The organism is Desulfomonilia bacterium, from assembly GCA_036567785.1.
In the GTDB taxonomy this organism is placed as follows: domain Bacteria; phylum Desulfobacterota; class Desulfomonilia; order UBA1062; family UBA1062; genus DATCTV01.
Window position 1 is genome coordinate 238197 of sequence record DATCTV010000062.1, and the last position, 15412, is coordinate 253608.

A 15412-nucleotide genomic window follows, 5' to 3' on the forward strand; every position below is an offset into this window, starting at 1 on the left:
TATGAAACAGCCCATATTCCTTATCGTTACAGGTTTGAGCGGTTCGGGAAAGTCCAGTGCGATGAAGGCGATAGAGGACGAGGGCTTTTTCTGCATGGACAATATCCCGGTTGACATGCTTTCGAAGCTTGTCGAAATATATGATTTTGCATCCTTGAATCTGTCAAGGGTATGTTTCGGTGTCGATATCAGGGGTGGGGCGGATGTGTTCGGCCAGATGGCTCCGCAGGCGATCCTGGCAATGAAGCAGACCATGCCCATTACTAAGCTTATATTCATAGAAAGCAAGACTGGCTCGCTGCTGAACAGATTCAAGGAGACCAGGAGACGCCATCCTCTCAGCGATAATTACCCCAATCTGCTTGAGGCCATTGAAGCCGAACGGGAGATTATGACTCCCATCAAAGACATGGCTGATTTCGTGATTGATTCTACCAGTCTTAATGTCCATGAATTTGCCGGGCGTATTAAAGAGATAATGAAAAGGATCATTGCATCGAAAGGCATGTATGTTGAGGTCAGGTCATTCGGATTCAAAAAAGGCATTCCTCTTGATGCCGACATCGTCCTGGATGTCAGGTATCTCCCGAATCCTCATTTTGTTGAGAATCTGATGAAAAAAACCGGACTTGATCCTGATGTCAAGGATTGGCTCAACTCGCACAAGGTCTATACAGATTTCATAAAAAAAACCAAGGGCTTCATATCGTTCATATTACCTTTGTGCAGAAAAGAGGGGAGATCGTATCTGAATATTGCAATCGGCTGCACGGGTGGCAGGCACAGGTCGGTTGCAATAGCCGAGGAAATAGGACAGCTTGTTGAAAAAGCAAAGTTCAATTGCAAGGTTGTTCATCGAGAACTTACACAGGGAGGGCTCTAATGGTCGGCATTCTTGTTGTTGCACATGGCAATCTTGCAGCGTCATTAATTGAAACTGCAGAGCTTATAGTAGGGCATGTTGACGGTGTGAAGGCATGTTCGTTCTGTCAGGGCAGTGATGTGGAGAAACTAAGAAAAATGCTGAAGACTTCCATCAGAGAAGTGAACACAGGCAATGGCGTAATAATCCTGACTGACATGTTCGGAGGAACTCCATCCAATATAAGCCTGTCGTTCCTTGAAGAAAATGTTGAGGTCATAACAGGTGTCAATCTCCCCATGTTGATCGGTGCAATAACGAAACGTGAAAGCAGATCAATAAAAGAAATGGCGCAATTGTTGAAAGAGAGCGGAATGAACAACATATATATAGCATCTGAAATACTGGCGCCTGCTGCGAAAAAGTAATGAATATTGTTCTGATAAGGATCGATGACAGGCTGATTCACGGCCAGATACTCGAATCATGGCTGCCTTATCTGAAAGCCCAGTGTGTTGTGGTTGCAAATGATACGCTTGCCGAAGACCAGTTCCAGATGGCTATACTGTCAATGGCTGTTCCAGAAAGAATCAAACTCAGAATGGTAGGCGTCGAAAGCGTAAAAGATCTCTCGGAAGACCCTGAACTTGTTAATAAAACGACCCTGATTATCGTGTCCTCTGTGCTTGATGCATACAGAATTGTACAAAATGGAATTCTGGCCAGGATAAATCTTGGCAACATGCGTTCATCCGGTGCTGATAAGCAGCTGATGTATTCGTTCTGGGTGAATGAAGATGATATCACGATGCTGAAAGAAATGATGGCGCAGGGGATATCGATTAATCTTCAGTCTGTACCGAGGGAAAAAGAGATTGACATTAAACATATACTCGATACTTTAGGAGAATGATAACATCCATCACAGCATCAGTATTTATAGGTGCATTGCTCTGGATGGATAGAGAGTATGCGCTTCAGATACAGATAAGCAGACCAGTTGTTATTTCTGTAATTCTCGGCCTGATATTCGAAAACATCCAGTTGTCCCTCATGATAGGGGTCTCATTGGAGATTATCGGACTCTATGCCCCTCCGGTAGGAGGCTACCTGCCATATGACGAAAATTTTTGTACTGTTGTTGCCCTGCCTGTTGCCCATGTCGCTTCACGGACAATGGAGAACCTTCCTGCGGCAGGCTTTGCGCTTGTTTTGTGTCTTCCTGCTCTCATTATAGGAAGAGAAATGGATTCATATATCATGAAAAGCAATGAACATATTCCCGGCAGACTTGGAGATGACTGGCTTGATAAAATAGATTCCGTTATGATCAAATCGCTGGCGGGTGTATATTTAAGAGCACTTGCAACAACCGGTGTCTGCGTAGCAGTGTTTTCGGCTCTCGCATGGTTTATTATTCCGGTATTGCCTCAGAAAGCCATGAAGGTTTTTTCGTATATGCCCGCGGTTTCAGTTATGATAGGCCTTGCAGGCCTGGTTTCCGGCAAGAGAATGCACTCGCGTTATTCCTGGGTCGGGGCGTTCATTCTGGGGATTTCGGCTGCCATACTGTGGAAATTGGCATGATAAGGATAAAAAAGGCTTTATAAAAATATGGAGGTCTCCTTGAAGGAATTAACATCCACAGTCATAAGCAACAGACAGATCGCATCAAATACTTATCTTTTGAGCCTGGAATGCGAAATGGATCCATACATTCCAGGCCAGTTCGTAATGGTAAAAGCGCCCTCGCCTGGAGCCTTCCTGAGAAGGCCTCTCGGAATAATGGAGCTTAAGGAAGGAGTGCTTGCTCTGCTTTACAAGACAAGGGGGGAAGGGACAATCGCTCTTTCAATGCTCAAGGAAGGAGAAGCAATTTCCGTTATGGGTCCTCTCGGAAACGGATTCAGAATTGAGGATGAAGCTCAGGCTGTCTACATAGCCGGCGGAATAGGTCTTCCTCCTCTACTGTCCCTGTACAACAAGATTAAAAAAGGAAATTTCCTGATTGGGGCCAGATCTGAAGAAGACATCCCTTTTGACTATATACCGGCCAGGGCGGAGATTGCCACCGAAGACGGTTCTGTCGGACATAAGGGGCTTGTTACAGATATTCTGTCAGGCATGAACCTGAAAAAGCCGAATATTATATATGCGTGCGGCCCGGTGGCGATGTTGAAGAAAGTAGCCGATATATCCAGGCATATGAATATTCCCTGCCAGGTTTCATTGGAAGAAAGAATGGCATGCGGTTTCGGGGTATGTGCCGGATGCGTCGTTAAGACGGTTTCGGGCAACAAAAGTGTGTGTGCACTGGGGCCTGTTTTCAATGCAGAGGAAATCATATGGTGAAGCATGCACAGTTGGCAGTTGATCTCGGGCGCGGACTGGTGCTTAAAAATCCCGTCATGAATGCATCAGGGACTTTTGCATATGGAGAGGAGTTTTCAAGGATTATCGATTTGAATATGATGGGTGGCATAGTAACAAAAGGCTTGTCCATTAACCCGAAAGAAGGAAACCCGACACCGCGCGTGGCCGAAGCTGCAAGCGGTATGGTCAATGCAATAGGGTTGGAGAATGTAGGCATCGAGAAGTTCCTTAAGGAAAAGCTTCCTTTTCTGAAAGGATTCAATACTCCCGTCATCGTCAATTTTTTTGGCAATTCAGAGGAAGAATATGTTCTTATGGCTGAGAAGCTTAGTGTTGATGGTATTGCAGCCCTTGAGATGAATGTAAGCTGTCCGAATGTTAAAAAGGGAGGAATCCAGTTTGGCAGAGATCCGGAGGTGCTGGGGGAACTTGTATACTCTGTAAGAAAAAAGACTGAAAAGCCTTTGATAGTAAAGCTTTCCCCAATGTCCAGTGATATCTGCCGGATGGCGGCTTCTGCGCAGGAGGCCGGGGCGGATGCCCTGACATGCATAAATACCATACCTGCAATGGTGATTGACGAAAAAACAAAAAGGCCCGTTCTAGGAAATATTACTGGAGGTTTGTCAGGGCCTGCCATAAAACCGGTAGCGCTGAAAATAGTATGGGATGTATCGAGACATGTAGGGATACCTGTTATAGGGGCAGGCGGGATTGCATCCCATAAGGATGCCATACAGTTCTTTCTTGCAGGTGCCTCGGCGGTTCAGGTCGGAACACAGCTTCTTGTCGAACCATTCTGTCTGCCTGGTATAATCGAAGGCATATCAGGATACTTATCCGATCATGGAATTACTGGGTTAAAGGAAATATGCGGAAAGCTTGAAATCTGAGGGGCGAAGAGATAAAGCAAATAATTTCCAGTATCAGAGAAAATATTTTCATCAAAGTGTGAAATTCAAAAAAACATGATTATGATGAGACTATTGATTTCAACAAGTTGGAATTTTGCATGTTTTTTGCATATTTAAATATTTTAAGATTATGATGAATTGTGAACGCAAAGGGATGTCAATTCATTCAGAAACAATTTATTAAGGAGATCTTATGGAAAATCCGTTTAGATTCAAACTATGTATCATGTTAATTTTCCTTGTTATTGCTGGCGGTTTGTCATCCGGCTGTAAACAATGGACGCATCCGGCAAATCTTACAGACAATATAAGTCCTGACGGCCAGCCTGCAAAAAATCCACAGATGGCCATCAACTCAACCGGGATCGGTCTGGTTGTATGGGAACAGTCCGATGGAGCAAATTCCCTGATATACAAGGCAGAGTTTGTAAACGGGGCATGGACAAAGACCAAACTTACTGATCATATCAGCCCCGAAGGCGGAAATGCATATTATCCGAGAGTTGCAATCAATGATAACGGGGATGCAATTATAGTATGGGTCCAGCATGATGGAGCAAATTACAGGATATATAAGAGTGAGAGAAACAACTGGATATGGACACATCCTGTCGGTTTGGATGATTCCATAAGCCCCGCGGGAACAGATGCAAATTATCCCAGGGTTGCAATGAACACTTCAGGAGATGCAGTGATTGTATGGGAGCAGTCTGACGGGGCATTTTACCAGATATTCAAGAGTGAACGTACAAACGGTTTGTGGATACATCCGGGAGCCGCGTCCGTAAATATAAGTCCTGACGGACAGAACGCATATTACCCGGTGGTTTCAATGGATGAATCAGGGGATGCAATAGTTGCATGGGAGCAGTCTGACGGGGCTAATTGGCAGATATTCAAAAGTGAACGAAGATATGGCATGTGGGTGAACCCTTTAAGTATTGGGGATAATATCAGTCCTAATTTCGAGGATGCATACTATCCTCAGACGGCAATGAACGATTCGGGTCAGGCTATCATAACTTGGGAGCAGAGAGACGGTTTCAGGTATCAGATATTTATGAGTGTTTTTTCAAATGGAGCCTGGGTGCATCCGGCAGGACTGACAGACAACATAAGTCCTGATGCCGGTAATGCATACTATCCGCAGGTTGCACTTAACGACAGCGGGAATGCCGTTATCACATGGGAACAGGAACTTGATAGTGGTATTGTGAGGATATACAAAAGTGAATTGAGAAACAAAATCTGGACGCATCCCGGCAGCATAACAGACAGTATAAGTGTTGCAGATACGTCTGCATGGCTGCCCCAGGTAGCGATAGACAATAAAGGAAATTCGATTATTGTCTGGTATCAGCGAGACTCCAAGAACGAGGCTGCCGGAAAGTACCAGATATTCAAGAGTGAATTCCGTGCGATTTCAGGGCTGCCGGCTCAGCTCCTTAATTGGTCAGTACCTAAGTCACTGACCGATAATATAAGCCAGGACAATCAGGATGCCATTCTTCCCCAGGTCGTCATGAGCAGCAGCGGCAATGCGGCGATTTCCTGGGAACAGTCCGATGGTGCGAATTCTCAGATATTCAAGAGTGAATACCATGACATCCCAAGTGTATTAGGTTTATAGAACTGAAATTTGAAAACATTTAAAAAAGGCCGGTTCATACCGGCCTTTTTTATTTGTCTGCAGGAAAACCTCTGGCATTGACAATTAGAGGATTCATGCGATACAGACGATGAATATTCTAGGAGGTAGTGATGGATTACAAGGATACGCTTTGTCTGCCGCAGACTGCATTTCCCATGAAGGCGAGCCTAACAAAAAAAGAGCCCGAACTTCTTCAGCGCTGGGAGGAAACAGAACTCTATAATAAGATAATTGATAAATCCAAAGGCAGGAGAAAGTTCATACTCCATGACGGGCCTCCGTATGCCAACGGCCATATACACCTTGGAACCGCGCTCAATAAGATTTTAAAGGATATAATTGTCAAATCCTTTTTCATGATGGGGTACGATACCTTTTACAAGCCTGGATGGGACTGCCACGGCCTTCCGATAGAGCATCAGGTCGAAATCAACATGGGGGAAAGGAAAGCCGAACTAGGCAAGCTTGATATAAGGAAAGAGTGCCGAAAGTATGCCTTGGAGTTTATTGATATACAGAGAGACGAATTCAAAAGGCTCGGGGTCTTGGGGCTCTGGGAAGACCCGTATCTTACTATGAAAAATGAATACGAGTCGGCAATTGCACATGAGCTTGCGAAGTTTATTTCAGCAGGCTCGCTTTATAAGGCGAGAAAGCCTGTTTACTGGTGTGCGAAATGTAAAACGGCGCTCGCCGAAGCCGAGGTCGAATATCATGATCAGGTAACGCCCGCAATATTTGTCAGATTCAGAATGAAAACAGATGTTTCCGGAATCATGCCTGAGCTTGAGGGGGAGAGTGTATATATCGTAATATGGACCACCACTCCCTGGACGATACCTGCCAATCTGGCTATAGCACTGCATCCGGACATGGAATATTCTGCTGTAAAGACCGACAGGTTTGATGTCCTGATAATAGCGTCCGAACTTGTGGAAAGCGTTATGAAAGCATCCGGAATCAGCGAATACAAGACTCTTGCAGTATTCAAGGGTGAGGTGCTTGAAGGCATGAAGGCAAGTCACCCCCTGTATGAGCGTGATTCGCTGATTATTAACGCACCCTTTGTAACCCTTGATACAGGTTCTGGATGTGTACATATTGCCCCGGGTCACGGCGAGGAAGACTATGAGATAGGAAAGCAGTACGGTCTTGATGTTTATGCGCCGGTCGATAATGACGGAAAGTTCACGAAAGATGTAGAAGGCTTTGCAGGGCAGTTCGTTTTCGATGCCAATCCGAATGTAAACAGGGTGCTGTCTGAAAAGGGCGCTTTGCTTAATGAAGACAAGTATTCCCATTCCTATCCATACTGCTGGCGGTGCAAGAGTCCTATCATTTTCCGCTCGACATGGCAGTGGTTCATATCAATGGAACATAACGGCCTGCGCGAAAAAGCTTTGAAAGCAATCGATAAGGTACGCTGGATTCCCGAGTGGGGGCGCGACAGGATATACAACATGATTTTGAACAGACCTGACTGGTGCATTTCGCGTCAGCGGGCCTGGGGTATTCCTATTCCTGTATTTTACTGCAAATCATGTAACGAGGTCCTGATTTCGGGTGAGGCGGCCGAAAATGTTGCCAACATATTCGCTAAAGAAAGTTCGGATGCCTGGTTTGCTTTAAGCGCTGAAGAGCTGCTGCCAAAAGGGACCAAATGCCCGAACTGCTCATTCACTGATTTTGAAAAAGAACAGGACATTGTCGATGTGTGGTTTGATTCGGGAGTGAGTTATGCGGCAGTATGTGAAAAAGACGATAGGATCGGCTCGCCTGTTGACATGTATCTCGAAGGTTCTGATCAGCACAGAGGATGGTTCCATTCGACCCTGCTGTGTTCCGTTGGTACGAGAGGAGACGCCCCTTACCGTTCCGTCCTCACACACGGTTTCGTCGTTGATGGCGAAGGCCGCAAGATGTCCAAATCTCTTGGCAACACAATAGCCCCGCAGGAAATAATAGACAAATACGGCGCCGAGGTTTTAAGACTGTGGGTCAGCGCCCAGGACTATACCAACGATATACGCATCTCAAATGAAATAGTAGACCGGCTCGTCGAGACATACCGCAAGATAAGAAATACAGTCAGGTTCATATTAGGCAACATCTCTGATTTTGAACCCGGTAAAGACGCTGTTGCTTATACCGATATGCTTGAACTTGACCGCTACGCCCTTCATCTGCTTCAGGATCTCATTGAAAAGGTCAGGAAGGCTTATGATGATTTCGAGCCCTATGCCATCTACCAGCAGATCTATAATTTCTGCGTTGTGGATATGAGCGCCTTTTATCTCGATATATTGAAGGACAGGCTGTATGTCTACAAGAAGGACAGCTTGGACAGACGCTCTGCCCAGACCGCGCTCTTCAATATTCTTTCCAGTCTTACCAGACTTGTTGCCCCGATTCTCTCGTTCACGGCAGAAGAAATATGGGATTATATGCCTGCATTTGAAGGCAAGGAGGAAAGCGTACACCTTTCAGCTATGCCTGTTGTTGAAAAAGCAATGAAGGACGATGCCCTGGCAGCGAAATGGGCGAAAATAATTGCACTCAAACAGGAAGTATCTAAAACCATGGAACAGGCAAGACGTGATAAAATTATCGGGCATCCTCTAGATGCAGTAGTAAAAATAACTGCTGATGGTGACACCTTTGCTTTTGTCGATTCAGTAAAAGACTTCCTCAAGGATGTGTTTATCGTATCGGAAGTCGAAGTGGCAAAAGGCAGCGGCCCGTTTGTTGAAAGCGAAATATTCAGGCAGCTTGGTATTGCAGTTGCCAAATCAACCGGAGTAAAGTGTCCCAGATGCTGGAACTACAGTAAAGACATAGGTGCCGATAAAGATCACCCGGAGGTATGTGCAAGATGCGCTTTTCAGCTGAAATGAAATCATATCTGAAGTGGGGGCTTATGATGCTGCTCCCGCTCTATCTGATTGATCAGATAACGAAATGGGCAATACTGTCAAGAATGCAGATAGGTGACAGCATATCCGTGATTCCGAACTATTTCGAGATCATACATGTCAGGAACACAGGGGTTGCATTCGGCCTGCTGCAGGACATACCGGATTCATACAGACTTGCATTCTTCCTTACAGTGACAGCAATTGCCGTAATTGCAATATTCATCATTTTTAAACAGTCCAACGATGACTCGCTGATATTGAAGGCGATACTCTGTCTGATACTTGCAGGTGCAATCGGAAACCTGACAGACAGGATTGTTCATAATGAAGTAGTGGATTTTATAAACGTCCATGCATTCACATACCGTTGGCCTACATTCAATGTTGCCGACATGTATATCTCCGTCGGTATGGTAGGACTTCTGATCTACACTTTTTTCGTTCCTGAAAAAAAAGGAAAAAAAGACTTGATAACCGGATGAAAGACATCCGTTATCAAGATGAATTATAAAGCTAATGAAACGAGGCCGGTTTTACGGCCGCTTTCATTATCAGGATAATTTATCTTATAGTTTGAGATAATTATTTCGCGGGTCTTGTCAATCAGTTCCTGTATGGTTTCCTGGGAATAACCCGAGGTTTCAACTGGCTCACCGACTATTACTTCAATCGGGCCGGGACTGAAGACGAGGCTTTTTTTTGGCAGTGTCCTGCGGCTGCCGTTGATGGTAACAGGAAGTATGGGAAGACCTCTTTCGACTGCTATCATAAAGCCGCCTTTCTTGAATGGCTGAATGTTCCCGTCATTGCTCCTGGTTCCCTCGGCGAAGAACATGACACTAGTGCCTTCCGGAAGCCTGTTGATGCCTTCGTTGATGCTCTTTATGGCATCTTTTGTGTTTGACCGGTCGATAAAGATATTCCTCGACTTATATAGGGCATAACCGAAAAGAGGGGCTTTTTTCAGTTCTTTTTTTATAATCCATCTGAACTGAATGCCGAGAGTGGTCACCAGCGCGAGTATGTCGAATTCCGACTGATGGTTCGAAATGATTATGTACGACTGACCTTTTTTGATCTTTTCCTTTCCAGTAATATGAGGACGAACATTCGTTACGGTAAGCAGGGTGTATGCCCAGAGCTTGGAAAGGGTGAATGCGAGGTTGCCGGTTCTGCTAAATATGGCTGCTGATGTAATGGGTATGAAAAGCACCAGAGTGGCAATTACAGCCCATAAAGAAAGCCACATGATTTTTAACGTATTAACCAAAGGATTGTGCATGAATTTCCTCCCTGTTAATAGATTAATTGTCAGCCTGAGCCTCTGATATCCTCATTATTTCAATTATAATTTCATTCTGCTCTTTAGTGTTCAATCCTGATGACGGGACGTGCTTTAGAAAAGACCATATCTTTTCTCCGTAATTTACTGCCTTAAGCAGTCTTCCTGAAATATTTGCGGCGGATGGCTCAATGTTTCTTATGACATCAGGCAGCATTTTGAGTCTGCTGACAGGCGGACATGCAGAAAGGCCTCTGATCATTGAATTGTCGCCGCCTTTGAATATCGTTCTTACATCATTCTTGTATAATACAACAGGTTTTCCGGCTGCAAACGCGATGCCTGCCTCTGCAACGGCACCTTCATCCGGTACTCTTCCGTTCATGTTCATAACGAGACAGTCACATCTCTTCACAATCTGATATACATCCAGGGCGAATATTGCGTTGTCCATTTTCCTCCTGCTGCCCATTAAATCCACATTTAAAGGGGTGTTTATAAATCTGGTCACGAAGCGTTCTATTCCGTCCCTATGTGGAAGGAAAGTAATGAATCCCGAGTCTTCGAGCACCTTAGAGATTGCCGACATGCCGGCCGTTTCTTCAGGACAGAAAAGGGGTCCTGAGCAATAGACGTATTTAACTCCCACGCTACTTTCCTTTCAGCAGGTTTTCATACAGTTCTTTGGCTTCTTTCATATTGATGCGATTTTCAGCCATGATTGAAGGGCCGCCCTTGTCGGGGTTCTTTGTTATCAGATTTTCCAGAACCTTGATTGCCTCGCCCTTTCTGCCCTTGTATTCGAGCAGGAGGGCCTTCGAATACGGGATCTGGATCACGTCCGGATATACTATTGCAGCTATGTCCAGTGATGTAAGAACGTTTTCCGCCGTGACGCCTGCTGCGTTCATGCCTTTTTCAGTAACCCAGCCGCCATTTGTTATCATTGGCGCCATGGTTATTGCGAATCCGAAATTATTATACTGGGAATTTTCACGCCAGAAAAAGAGAACAAGCTCGAAAAATGTCGAAAAATGGCTTGCCTTCTTAATCAGACTGGCGTGCTGGACGGATCTTCCAAGGCACGCATTGTACCAGTATTTTGCCGGGAGACTATTGGGAATCAGCTTGTTTGCCCTTTCACCGTAGGTAATTCCCTTCTTGTAATATGTCAGCCCCTTTTTACTGTCTCCAACGTTGGTAAAGTAATCACCCATGTAAGAGCATGTCCTGATGGCCCATATCTGGACCGCTCCGTTGTCAGGGTTTGAACTGGCCCAGTCCTCCATCATCTTTTGCGCCTGTGTCGCCTTGTCTATATCATATCGGGACGCCCAGAGCTTTGCGAAATTATCCCATCCCGGCATACTGGATATGGGATCGAGACTTTCAATATAAGGCTGGGGAGATATATCCTTTATCCAGTTTCCGTATCTTGACATAATCGAGGCAGATGAATCTATGTTTGATGCGGCATCGATAAGAAGCCTTACAGCCAGGACGTTATCCTTGTCTAAACCTCTGGCCTTTGCTGCATAGGTCACAGCATTATTGAAGGATTCAGATCTGATTTTGCCCGAAGAACGCTTTCCTTTGAGGCAATATACCCTTGAAAACCACAAATTGAGGCTGACATTGTTCGGGTCTGTTTTCTCGATCCCCTTGAGCAATGAGATAAGCTGATCGATGTTTTTTCCGTCCCAGTGCTTGTCCCACTGCTGACGAAAGGCCTGCCATTCGGGTGTATTCGACTGAAACGGTGGGTCAATATCGTACGGAGTGGAAAAGGCTGTAGCCGGGCAAGACAGAATCGTGATGAATAGAATTGCAGTTAATACAGAACAATTTTCTTTAAAAAGTTTCATAATTAAAAAGTCCTCCTGTTTTGATAATAAAGATTATTCTGATGCAAAAAAATGAACTAACACTCTCTCTCGTATCCTCCAGGTATTGCTGCATAAACACAGCATGCAAAAACAATTGCACAACCGAAAAACATCCTCAGTGTCAGTGGCTCTTTAAAAAATATTACCCCAAGAAAAACGTTAAGTACAGGATTAAGTATGCTGATCAGAGAACCTTCCGCTGCCCCTACAAATTTATAGGCATGCGTCATCTGGAGCTGGGCTGCTGCAGCTACAACACCGATGAGTACAAGCATTCCCCAAGCCCCTGCCGGAAATGAATAACCCTCTTTGGCTGATGGGACAATAGCGAACATGAGTCCGAACAGGCATTGAGAAAATAATATTGCCCTTGACGAATCTGTTTCATGCAGCTTTTTGATTGACAGGATTGCCCATCCGGAAAGAAGACCGGCGAAAAGAGCTAGTAAGTCCATAAGAGATATTGAGTCAATACCTTCAGGCGGTATTACTATCAGATACAACCCTGTTGAAGCTGCTATTATTGCAATCCAGATTCCGATTGAAACAGGTTTCTTGAAAAGAAGAGGTGAAAGCACGGCGGCCCATAAAGGATATGTGAAAGTAAGAACTGTGGCCTTTGCCATACCGATTTTGTTTATAGTATAGAAGAAGATACAGACGGCTGCTCCGCCAAAAATTCCACGGGAGGCAAGCCATGAGCAGTTGACAAATTTTAACGGATACTTTTTTGACAATGAGAGTACGAGAATGATCATGATGCAGACTGCAAACCTCATCTCGGAAGTCTTCCATCCGCTCAGATTGTAGAAGCTGTTTGCATATCTTACGAATACGGCCATGAAACTGAACAGTATTGAAGATGAAACCATCCACAAAACTCCGGTTATTCCGGGAGATAAACGTTTCATAATATAAAACCACCCTTTATTCTGAACCAAGTTAAAAATGATGATGTGTACATTAACAAAAACTATGTTTATAATAAAGAACTCTTGATTTAACATGGAGCTTGCTGTATAGACTGAACGTTGATTCATTCTTCAATCATAAATTTCGGCTTTATAGAAATGTTAATAAATCACTAACGCAGGAGGTAGTATGGTTAGGAGAATCAAAAAGGCTGGAGTTATCGGCTCAGGCATCATGGGTGGCGGAATTGCTGCTCTGCTGGCCGGTGCTGGCGTAGATGTCGTACTTCTTGACATCGTACCGTTCGACCTGAAGGATGAGGAAAAGAACGATCCCAAGGCCAGAAACAGATTTGTTCTTGCGGGCATAGAAGCTCTGCAGAAGGCAAAACCGCCGTTGCTGTTCCAGAAAGAAGACCTGGCACGCATTACAACCGGCAACCTTACTGACGACTTCGACAAGCTTGCAGACTGTGACTGGATCGTAGAGGTCGTTGTTGAAAACCTCAAGATCAAACAGGATCTCTTCAAGAGGCTGGAAACAATCAGGAAGCCCGACACGATCGTTTCATCGAACACTTCCGGAATTCCTCTTAAAGACATGTCCGAAGGATTGAGCAAAGGTTTCAAGGAACATTTCCTCGGGACACACTTCTTCAATCCTGTCCGCTGGATGCATCTGCTTGAGATCATCCCCGGTGCCGAAACAAAGAAAGAGATACTCGATTTTATTGCCGACTTCGGAGAGAACAGGCTTGGCAAAGGTATCGTCTGGGCTAAGGACACTCCAAACTTCATCGGAAACCGCATAGGCATCCATGGAATAAGCCTTACGATCAATCAGATGCTCAAGGACGGGCTTACCATCCCCGAAGTTGATGCGCTGTTCGGACCGGCACTCGGCCGCCCGAAGACTGCCATTTTTGCAACAGCAGACCTTGTAGGTCTCGACACAATGACTCATGTTACTCAGGGTACATATGACAAGTGTGTAGACGATGAGGAAAGGGATGTATTTATAATCCCGGATTTCATTAAAGCGATGCTGGACAAGAAACTTCTCGGAAATAAAACAAAAGCCGGCTTCTACAAGAAAGACAAAACACCTGAAGGGAAAAGGGTTAAACTGGTTATCGATGCAAAGACAGGTGAGTATGTAGAAGCTGGAAAACCGACATTTGCATGCCTTGATGCGGCAAAAGCAGCCAAGACCCTTTCCGATAAGCTGCAGGCAGTTGTTTACGGAGATGACAAGGGCGCTAAGTTCGCATGGAAGGTCGTTGCAGGCGCGTTTATTTATTCCGCAAACAGAATTCCGGAAATTTCCGATACTGTTGTCGAAATCGACAACGCAATGAAATGGGGATACAACTGGGAGCTCGGTCCATTCGAGTCCTGGGATGCAATCGGAGTGGAGAAGTCTGTAGCGAAGATGAAAGCGGAAGGAATGAAGATTCCGGCTAACGTCGAGAAGATGCTCGCATCGGGCGCCAAATCTTTCTACAAGCTGGAAAAAGGCAAAAAGATGTTCTATGACTTCGCATCGGGCACATACAAGGCTGTCAAGGTCAATCCTTCAGCTATAAGCCTTGCGGCATTGAGAGCTGAGAACAAGGTCGTAAAGACATCGCCTTCAGCGTCATTGATAGACATCGGAGACGGCGTATTCTGCCTCGAATTCCATTCAAAGATGAACGCGATCAACAAGGTTATGGTCGATTTCATGTCTGAAGCTGGCAATTATGTAAATGAAAACGGTGTCGGCATGGTGATTGGAAATCAGGCTGGCGGTATGCCAGGCGCATTTTCGGCCGGCGGAGACCTGGCGTACATGCTGGGAGCTGCAAAAGAAGGCAAATTCGACGAGATAGACAATTTCATTAAGAATGTCCATTCCGGAATCATGGGCCTGCGTTATGCCCCGTTCCCGGTAGTTGCAGCCCCTTACGGAATTTCAATCGGCGGAGGATGTGAAGTATGCCTTGCATCCGACAGGATTGTTGCACATATGGACCTGATAATAGGACTTGTCGAAATCGGTGCAGGTCTTGTTCCCGGCGGTTGCGGCATGATAAATCTCTGGAGAAAAACAATCACGTCCAAACCGGAAATTTCAAAGGTTACAGACTATGCGGGATTCTTCCTCGAGGCATTCATGTGTGTGGCAATGGCAAAGACGACAATGTCTGCCAAGGAAGCAAGGGCGAGGGGATTCCTCACTGCAGAAGACCGCATTGTCATGAACCGCGACAACCTTATCGGTGAAGCCAAGAAAGAGGTCCTCAGGATGGTTGAAGACGGATATGCGCCCCCGCTCAAGAAGAAGATACCGGTATTCGGACGGGAAGCACAGGGCATGATTGAGGCTGAAATGCTGAACCTTAGACTCGGCTGGAAGATCACTCCTCATATGGAACTGATATCCAAGAAGATAGGATTCTGCATGTCGGGCGGAGATGTACCATCAGGAACACTGGTCAGCGAAGAATATCTGCAGAAGCTGGAAAGAGAAGCATTCGTTGAGCTGTGGAAGACCGAGAACACGCAGAAAATGGCCGAGAACATCATGGCCACCGGCAAACCGCTGTTCTTGTAGGCAGAAATTGTAGGACAGGAGG

General features: G+C 45.4%; 14 protein-coding genes. 10 read left to right on the forward strand and 4 right to left on the reverse strand.

Translation table 11 applies throughout. The features are described 5' to 3' along the window. The first annotated feature begins 1 nt into the window (after nucleotide 1). The 9 genes from rapZ to lspA all read left to right on the forward strand — a co-directional run bounded on the left by rapZ (nucleotide 2) and on the right by lspA (nucleotide 9197). Complete coding sequence (rapZ, locus tag VIS94_16945) at nucleotides 2–883, forward strand: RNase adapter RapZ (protein ID HEY9162766.1); 882 nt, start codon at nucleotides 2–4, stop codon at nucleotides 881–883. Further along, the gene (locus tag VIS94_16950; GenBank protein HEY9162767.1) at nucleotides 883–1290 is read left to right on the forward strand and encodes a PTS sugar transporter subunit IIA; all 408 of its coding nucleotides are present in this window, start codon (nucleotides 883–885) and stop codon (nucleotides 1288–1290) included. The genes rapZ and VIS94_16950 overlap by 1 nt, the downstream gene beginning before the upstream one ends. Then, nucleotides 1290–1775: a PTS sugar transporter subunit IIB gene (locus VIS94_16955; protein HEY9162768.1), complete on the forward strand. Its 486-nt coding sequence runs from the start codon at nucleotides 1290–1292 to the stop codon at nucleotides 1773–1775. The genes VIS94_16950 and VIS94_16955 overlap by 1 nt, the downstream gene beginning before the upstream one ends. Continuing rightward, nucleotides 1772–2449 (forward strand): PTS sugar transporter subunit IIC, encoded by a 678-nt coding sequence (locus VIS94_16960; GenBank protein HEY9162769.1) that lies wholly within the window; start codon nucleotides 1772–1774, stop codon nucleotides 2447–2449. Before VIS94_16955 ends, VIS94_16960 begins: the two co-directional genes overlap by 4 nt. A 39-nt stretch (nucleotides 2450–2488) precedes the next feature. Further along, nucleotides 2489–3214, forward strand: coding sequence for a dihydroorotate dehydrogenase electron transfer subunit (locus VIS94_16965; GenBank protein ID HEY9162770.1), 726 nt, complete (start codon nucleotides 2489–2491; stop codon nucleotides 3212–3214). Further along, on the forward strand, nucleotides 3211–4128 hold the full coding sequence (locus tag VIS94_16970; protein HEY9162771.1) for a dihydroorotate dehydrogenase: 918 nt from the start codon (nucleotides 3211–3213) through the stop codon (nucleotides 4126–4128). Before VIS94_16965 ends, VIS94_16970 begins: the two co-directional genes overlap by 4 nt. 214 nt (nucleotides 4129–4342) lie before the next feature. After that, nucleotides 4343–5779: a hypothetical protein gene (locus tag VIS94_16975; protein HEY9162772.1), complete on the forward strand. Its 1437-nt coding sequence runs from the start codon at nucleotides 4343–4345 to the stop codon at nucleotides 5777–5779. A gap of 131 nt (nucleotides 5780–5910) precedes the next feature. Next, nucleotides 5911–8694: an isoleucine--tRNA ligase gene (gene ileS, locus VIS94_16980; GenBank protein ID HEY9162773.1), complete on the forward strand. Its 2784-nt coding sequence runs from the start codon at nucleotides 5911–5913 to the stop codon at nucleotides 8692–8694. After that, nucleotides 8673–9197, forward strand: a complete 525-nt coding sequence (gene lspA / locus VIS94_16985) for a signal peptidase II (GenBank protein ID HEY9162774.1) — start codon at nucleotides 8673–8675, stop codon at nucleotides 9195–9197. The genes ileS and lspA overlap by 22 nt, the downstream gene beginning before the upstream one ends. 23 nt (nucleotides 9198–9220) lie before the next feature. Here lspA and VIS94_16990 read toward each other — a convergent pair whose 3' ends face one another. Genes VIS94_16990 through VIS94_17005 form a run of 4 tightly spaced genes read right to left on the reverse strand, consistent with a single transcriptional unit; the run spans nucleotide 9221 to nucleotide 12794 of the window. Beyond that, nucleotides 9221–9997: a lysophospholipid acyltransferase family protein gene (locus VIS94_16990; GenBank protein ID HEY9162775.1), complete on the reverse strand. Its 777-nt coding sequence runs from the start codon at nucleotides 9995–9997 to the stop codon at nucleotides 9221–9223. A gap of 22 nt (nucleotides 9998–10019) precedes the next feature. Continuing rightward, nucleotides 10020–10646 carry a nucleoside 2-deoxyribosyltransferase gene (locus VIS94_16995; GenBank protein ID HEY9162776.1) on the reverse strand — a complete coding sequence of 209 codons (627 nt, stop codon included), beginning with the start codon at nucleotides 10644–10646 and terminating at the stop codon, nucleotides 10020–10022. 1 nt (nucleotide 10647) lies between these two features. After that, nucleotides 10648–11862: a hypothetical protein gene (locus VIS94_17000; protein HEY9162777.1), complete on the reverse strand. Its 1215-nt coding sequence runs from the start codon at nucleotides 11860–11862 to the stop codon at nucleotides 10648–10650. Between the two features lie 56 nt (nucleotides 11863–11918). After that, nucleotides 11919–12794 (reverse strand): DMT family transporter, encoded by an 876-nt coding sequence (locus tag VIS94_17005; GenBank protein HEY9162778.1) that lies wholly within the window; start codon nucleotides 12792–12794, stop codon nucleotides 11919–11921. A 190-nt stretch (nucleotides 12795–12984) separates the two neighbouring features. Between VIS94_17005 and VIS94_17010 the strand changes: the two genes are divergently transcribed. Then, nucleotides 12985–15390 (forward strand): 3-hydroxyacyl-CoA dehydrogenase/enoyl-CoA hydratase family protein, encoded by a 2406-nt coding sequence (locus tag VIS94_17010; protein HEY9162779.1) that lies wholly within the window; start codon nucleotides 12985–12987, stop codon nucleotides 15388–15390. Nucleotides 15391–15412 lie beyond the last annotated feature (22 nt).

Coding starts and splice junctions, on each gene's coding strand:
- rapZ (HEY9162766.1), top strand. CDS start 2: ATGAAACAGCCCATATTCCTTATCGTTACAGGTTTGAGCGGTTCGGGA.
- VIS94_16950 (HEY9162767.1), top strand. CDS start 883: ATGGTCGGCATTCTTGTTGTTGCACATGGCAATCTTGCAGCGTCATTA.
- VIS94_17000 (HEY9162777.1), bottom strand. CDS start 11,862: ATGAAACTTTTTAAAGAAAATTGTTCTGTATTAACTGCAATTCTATTC.
- VIS94_16960 (HEY9162769.1), top strand. CDS start 1,772: ATGATAACATCCATCACAGCATCAGTATTTATAGGTGCATTGCTCTGG.
- VIS94_17010 (HEY9162779.1), top strand. CDS start 12,985: ATGGTTAGGAGAATCAAAAAGGCTGGAGTTATCGGCTCAGGCATCATG.
- VIS94_16975 (HEY9162772.1), top strand. CDS start 4,343: ATGGAAAATCCGTTTAGATTCAAACTATGTATCATGTTAATTTTCCTT.
- lspA (HEY9162774.1), top strand. CDS start 8,673: ATGCGCTTTTCAGCTGAAATGAAATCATATCTGAAGTGGGGGCTTATG.
- VIS94_17005 (HEY9162778.1), bottom strand. CDS start 12,794: ATGAAACGTTTATCTCCCGGAATAACCGGAGTTTTGTGGATGGTTTCA.
- VIS94_16990 (HEY9162775.1), bottom strand. CDS start 9,997: ATGCACAATCCTTTGGTTAATACGTTAAAAATCATGTGGCTTTCTTTA.
- VIS94_16955 (HEY9162768.1), top strand. CDS start 1,290: ATGAATATTGTTCTGATAAGGATCGATGACAGGCTGATTCACGGCCAG.
- ileS (HEY9162773.1), top strand. CDS start 5,911: ATGGATTACAAGGATACGCTTTGTCTGCCGCAGACTGCATTTCCCATG.